Annotated in this window: 6 protein-coding genes; 5 read left to right on the plus strand and 1 reads right to left on the minus strand. The window is 46.5% G+C overall.

The genetic code is table 11. The features are described 5' to 3' along the window. The 5 genes from C7B77_RS23270 to C7B77_RS23285 form a co-directional block, all read left to right on the plus strand. The coding region (locus tag C7B77_RS23270; RefSeq protein WP_245894338.1) for a glycosyltransferase at window positions 1-1159 on the plus strand (1159 nt) is incomplete at its 5' end. A 97-nt stretch (window positions 1160-1256) separates the two neighbouring features. Beyond that, window positions 1257-1946: an undecaprenyl-phosphate galactose phosphotransferase family protein gene (locus tag C7B77_RS23275; RefSeq protein ID WP_106310539.1), complete on the plus strand. Its 690-nt coding sequence runs from the start codon at window positions 1257-1259 to the stop codon at window positions 1944-1946. Window positions 1947-2056: 110 nt separating this feature from the next. Next, on the plus strand, window positions 2057-3136 hold the full coding sequence (gmd, locus tag C7B77_RS23280; RefSeq protein ID WP_106310542.1) for a GDP-mannose 4,6-dehydratase: 1080 nt from the start codon (window positions 2057-2059) through the stop codon (window positions 3134-3136). A gap of 24 nt (window positions 3137-3160) precedes the next feature. Next, window positions 3161-3316 carry a hypothetical protein gene (locus C7B77_RS30350; protein ID WP_181243987.1) on the plus strand — a complete coding sequence of 52 codons (156 nt, stop codon included), beginning with the start codon at window positions 3161-3163 and terminating at the stop codon, window positions 3314-3316. A gap of 22 nt (window positions 3317-3338) precedes the next feature. Continuing rightward, window positions 3339-4283 carry a GDP-L-fucose synthase family protein gene (locus C7B77_RS23285; protein ID WP_106310545.1) on the plus strand — a complete coding sequence of 315 codons (945 nt, stop codon included), beginning with the start codon at window positions 3339-3341 and terminating at the stop codon, window positions 4281-4283. A gap of 91 nt (window positions 4284-4374) precedes the next feature. On the opposite strand, the gene C7B77_RS31525 is transcribed toward C7B77_RS23285, so the two are convergent. After that, on the minus strand, window positions 4375-4998 hold the full coding sequence (locus tag C7B77_RS31525) for a calcium-binding protein (RefSeq protein WP_106310548.1): 624 nt from the start codon (window positions 4996-4998) through the stop codon (window positions 4375-4377). Window positions 4999-5303: the final 305 nt, after the last annotated feature.

The raw sequence follows: 5303 nt of genomic DNA on the forward strand, positions 1-5303 counted from the left end.
TCTCAACTACGCCCTCGTACATGAATGGTTGACACCCCAAGCGACAGGCGGATCGGAATTAGTAGTCCGCGAAATCTTGCAATGTCTCGACGCCGATCTCTACGCTCTAATTGACTTTGAATCGACAAATCCCGATAGTTATCTCTACAAGCGGCAAATCGGTACTACCTTCCTCCAAAACTTACCTGGAGTCAAAAGTGGCGTCCAAAAATATTTGCCATTGATGCCGATCGCGATCGAACAATTAGACTTACGACACTATGATGTAATTTTATCCTCCTCCCATGCCGTCGCCAAAGGGATACTGACAACTCCCCAGCAATTGCACCTGTGTTACTGCCATACGCCGATGCGCTACGCCTGGGATCTAACTTTTGACTATTTACATCAAAGCCGACTCGGACATGGCCTCCCCGGCTTATTAACGCGCTATCTGTTGCATCGCTTGCGCCAGTGGGATGTCCTCAGTGCCAACCGCGTAGACCATTTTATTGCCAATTCACACTTTACTGCCAGCCGAATTTGGCGGTGTTATCGCCGCAAAGCTGAGGTAATTTATCCCCCAGTCAACATCGACAGATTTACCTGCAAGGCAGATAAAGAGGACTTTTATTTAACGGTGTGCCGCCTAGTTGGCTACAAACAAGTTGCCCTTATTGTCGAAGCTTTCAATCAAAATGGGCGCAATCTAGTCGTCATCGGTACGGGTACCGAATTACAAAAATTGCAACAAATTGCCAAATCAAACGTCACCATTTTAGGATCTCAACCCAACGTTGTCGTCCAGGATTATTTATCTCGCGCCAAAGCATTTGTCTATGCAGCTTGCGAAGATTTTGGTATCGTATTGGTAGAAGCACAGGCTTGTGGTACGCCAACGATCGCGTATGGAGTTGGTGGTGCGGCTGAAACTGTGTTAGACATTCGCTCTCATCCAGAACGGGGTACTGGCATTCTGTTTCCCGCTCAAACTACCGCAGCCATCATCACCGCGATCTCCACATTTGAAACTTATCGCCAACAGTTTCAATCCGAGCGAATTCGGACTCATGCTGAAGGCTTTGCTACTTCAGTCTTTCGCTCGCAATATTCGAGCTTAGTAGATCGAGCCACTCAGCAGTGGCTATCGGGGACTAAACTCCAACATGGTGAAATCTAAACTAACTTTAGACGCATGAGTGACACATAGAATCGAGAGTCATCTTGTTCTGTACAATCTGGGGAGTATTGGCGATCGCGTGAAATTGAGGAATAAAATGACCGCAACTAGCAAGCCTGTATCGAGTAGAGCCGTTCAGTCTTTAGCCCAAAAGCCAATATTACATCAGTCTAACGATCTGACTAAACGGCTATTTGATATTATTTTTTCTCTACTAGTATTGCTATTATGCGCCCCAATTTATCTGGCGTTAGCGATCGCGATCGCTTGTACTTCATCAGGCTCGATCTTTTATATCCAAGAACGAGTCGGTAGGCATCACCGCCGATTTGGGTGTATTAAGTTCCGAACGATGATCCCCAATGCCGATCGATTGCTACACGAAATGATGGCACAATCAGAGGATCTGCGTCAGGAATTTTCCGAAAATTTTAAGCTCAAAGAAGACCCGCGCATCACGAAAATTGGTAAATTCCTCCGCACGACCAATTTAGACGAATTTCCCCAGTTTATCAATGTCCTCAAGGGCGAAATGAGCATCGTCGGGCCGCGTCCGTTGGTGCCCGAAGAAATCGAACGTTACGGTACGCATATCGACAGGATTTTGACGATTAGGCCGGGAATTACCGGATTGTGGCAGGTATCCGGACGCAATGATATCCCTTACGCCCAGCGGATTCGCATCGATGTCAGCTATGTCAAACGGCGTAACTTCTGGCTGGATCTACGCATCGTGTTGAAAACTGTACGCTTAACGATAATACCCAAAAATAATGGGGCATATTAAAGGTAACGAACATTACCCTCTCAGAAACTGGTAGTGAGCGATCGCAATTCGGATCTATGATGGGTAAAACTCAGAGTCCAGCGATTTAACTGATACTGATAGCTGCCAAAATGACAGAAACAAAACGTGCATTAATTACAGGGATTACCGGACAAGACGGATCGTATTTGGCCGAACTGCTGCTCTCCAAAGGCTATGAAGTTCACGGCATTATTCGGCGGACATCGACTTTTAATACCGATCGCATCGAACATTTGTATCAAGATCCTCACACCCCTGGAGCCAAACTTTTTCTCCACTATGGCGACTTAGCCGATGGCGTGACCCTCCGCCGCCTCCTAGAACTCACCTGTCCTCACGAAGTCTACAATCTCGGCGCGCAATCTCACGTCCGAGTTAGTTTTGACGCACCCGAATACACCGTCGATACAGTTGCGATGGGCGCGTTGCGCTTGCTCGAAGCCATCCGCGATTACGAGCAACGCACGAAGCTGCAAGTCCGCTACTATCAAGCTGGTTCGTCCGAAATGTACGGCTTGGTGCAAGAAGTACCCCAGTCCGAAAAGACACCCTTCTATCCTCGCAGTCCTTATGCTTGTGGCAAACTGTTCGCCCACTGGCAAACTGTCAACTACCGCGAATCCTACAATATCTTCGGCTGTAATGGCATCTTATTCAATCACGAATCCCCACGGCGCGGCGAAACCTTCGTTACTCGCAAAATTACGCGCGCGATCGCCAGGATTATGGCCAAACAGCAAGATAAACTCTTTCTAGGCAATCTCGAATCCAAACGCGATTGGGGCTATGCTAAAGATTATGTCGTTGCCATGTGGCTGATGCTGCAACAAGACGCGCCAGATGATTATGTAATTGCCACGGGTGAAACTCATGCAATTCACGAATTCCTGACGATCGCTTTCGATTATGTCAATCTCGATTGGAAAAACTACGTCGAATTTGACGCCCGTTATTTGCGTCCCGCCGAAGTCGAATTACTCATCGGCGACCCCACTAAAGCCCAGAAAAAACTCGGCTGGAAACCGACAGTGACATTTACCGAATTAGTTCATCTGATGGTCGATACCGATCTCCACGCCCTCGGCATCAAATCGCCCAATTATCAGGGTGAAGAGACATTACCAGATGTGGCGATCGTCCGCCAAGCATTAGCTACCATGCATGATTAAAATACAGCAAGCTATCGAGTTGCGATGCTCCCATTGGCTCGAATTCGAGCCGATGCCGCAATCGTGCGACCGCCATCCTGTCAAAATGTAGTAATTTCACAATTCGATCGATCGCATCGCGGGCTGGTACGATCGAGATTTAGGCATCCCTACTCACCCGCATTAACAGGTAAAGTTTAGACATTCGCGTTACATATAATTTATGGCAAATCTAGATTTATCTAACAAGCGCATCCTCGTCACTGGTGGAGCGGGATTTCTCGGCCAACAAGTCATCAGCCAACTGTGCGCCCAAGGTGCCGATCCTGCCAAGATTACCGTCCCCAGATCCGCCGATTGTGACTTGCGAGTACTCGAAAACTGTCACCAAGCAGTCCAAAACCAAGACGTCATCGTTCACCTCGCCGCACACGTTGGCGGAATTGGTTTGAATCAACTCAAACCAGCCGAATTATTTTACGATAATCTGATGATGGGTACCCAATTAATCCACGCAGCTTATCAAGCCGGAGTCGGTAAATTTGTCTGCGTCGGGACGATTTGTGCCTATCCTAAATTTACACCCGTACCATTTAAAGAAGAAGATATCTGGAATGGTTATCCAGAAGAAACAAATGCCCCTTATGGCGTAGCTAAAAAAGCTTTATTAGTACAATTACAATCCTATCGCCAGCAGTATGGATTTAATGGTATCTATCTCTTACCCGTCAATTTATATGGGCCAGCCGATAATTTTAAACCCGAAAGTTCGCATGTAATCCCGGCATTAATTCGGAAGGTTCACGAAGCTCAAATTGCAGGCGACAAGCAAATTCCCGTCTGGGGCGATGGCAGTCCCAGTCGCGAGTTTATCTATGTAGATGATGCCGCCAGAGGCATCGCGATCGCGACTACTAGCTACGATGATGCCGACCCCGTAAATCTCGGTACTAACTATGAGATTACTATTAAAGACTTAATTACTTTAATCTGTAAACTCATGGACTACCAAGGCGAAATTGTCTGGCAAACCGATAAACCCAACGGTCAACCGCGCCGTTGTTTAGATACTCAAAAAGCGCAAGAGTATTTTGGCTTTACCGCCCAAGTAGATATCGAACGCGGCTTGCAAAATACGATCGACTGGTACCGCACTCACGGGTCATAATTGCTTTCAAACAAGCAAAAGTAGGGGTAATTCATGAATTACCCCTACCTTTGCATTTTAGACTCAATTAATTTCTAATAACGTAGGTAGTTTAGACAACGTAAGTTAGTGCGGTGGGATCGACATTGATGCGGAGAACTAGTGACGAGCCATTAAATTCAGGTGCGATTGCTTCGTACCAGCCACCTTTATTCTGAATCTCACTGAACTGACTACCGCTGGAAATCCCAAACGACCGCAAGTCCAGCACATCGAAGCCCTGCTCGAAACCTGCGATAGTTAGCGTAGAGCTAACTCCTGGCTTATTGACGGCTACAAAAGTATCTTGCGCTCCGTCTCCAGCGATCGACATTGCAAAAGGATCGTTTTGGAGATTGGTGAGGAAGTTAGCATTGTAGGCATTTGGGCCAGAACCGATGAGAATATCGTCTCCAAATCCATAGATAACATCCGAACCCGCACCGCCAATTAAAATATCATTCCCCGATTCCGAGCTATCACCCAGGTTTAGATCGTCATCACCAGAAAGGATGTCATTGCCTAATCCACCAAAAAGGTTGTCATCATTTTTCCCACCCAACAGCGTATCGTTACCTTCAAAACCGCGCAGGCTGTCATTGCCGCCACGACCTTTAAGAATGGCATTTTCGCTTCTGTTGAGACGATTGCCTGTAAGAACATTATCGCTGTCGTTGCCCGTTCTGATAAAAACCATGATTGATTCCTTTGAGTGTGTTTTCTGTACGTGAAACAATTAAACTCTCCAAGGATGAATCTTGCATGAATGTTTAATGAGAACTCTCTCATCAAAAAAAATCACCATCTGCCACCCCTATTCGCTGCGTTACTCTCGATCCTCTTTTCCCCGCTAGCCCCGATATTGGTTGATAATAAAAAAAATCCAGTATTTCATACGCGCGATATGTTCGGTCAAATTCCTCTCAGAGGATGTTTGAAAAGTCAGGAGAGAGTTAAATTTTATGCCAAACGCCTAACCATGATACGGATCATCGCTAAGTA

The organism is Chamaesiphon polymorphus CCALA 037, assembly GCF_003003845.1.
GTDB classification, from domain to species: Bacteria; Cyanobacteriota; Cyanobacteriia; order Cyanobacteriales; family Chamaesiphonaceae; genus Chamaesiphon; species Chamaesiphon polymorphus.